The organism is Streptomyces bugieae, from assembly GCF_036352915.1.
Lineage (GTDB): Bacteria > Actinomycetota > Actinomycetes > Streptomycetales > Streptomycetaceae > Streptomyces > Streptomyces endophytica.
Map to the genome: position 1 here is coordinate 1 of NZ_JAZBJP010000128.1, position 470 is coordinate 470.

1 protein-coding gene and 1 pseudogene are annotated in these 470 nt (G+C 68.1%); both read right to left on the bottom strand.

The window, feature by feature from the left end:
* Positions 1–164: pseudogene (locus tag V2J85_RS40510) on the bottom strand (D-alanine--D-alanine ligase A); the annotation flags it as partial.
* A 34-nt stretch (positions 165–198) separates the two neighbouring features.
* Positions 199–470, bottom strand: a 272-nt coding sequence (locus tag V2J85_RS40515) for an NAD(P)H-dependent glycerol-3-phosphate dehydrogenase (protein ID WP_330824377.1), incomplete at its 5' end; no start/stop codon positions are given.

Consider the following 470-nt stretch of genomic DNA (forward strand, 5'->3'; position numbering starts at 1 on the left):
TACTTGGTCCGGTCGATGGCCTTCATGACGGCGCCGGCCGTGACGACCGAGATGCCGTGTTCGGAGCTGCGGCCGCCGAACACGACGGCCACACGCGGCTTACGGCGCTGCTGCTCAGGGCTCTCGGCGCGCTCAGGGCTCTGGGGGAGGTTCTCGCTGCTCATATCGCGATGAGCGTACCTGCTGGTAAAGGAGGAGTCAGCGCCGCTCGGCCTTGGCGCTCCGCGACATCAGCTCCTTCACCGCGACGACCGGGGACTTGCCCTCGTGGACGATCGAGACGACCGTCTCCGTGATGGGCATGTCGACCCCGTGCCGACGGGCCAGGTCCAGGACCGACTGGCAGGACTTGACGCCCTCGGCGGTCTGCTTGGTGACGGCGATCGTCTCCTGGAGCGTCATGCCCCGGCCGAGGTTGGTGCCGAAGGTGTGGTTGCGCGAGAGCGGCGAGGAGCAGGTGGCCACCAGGT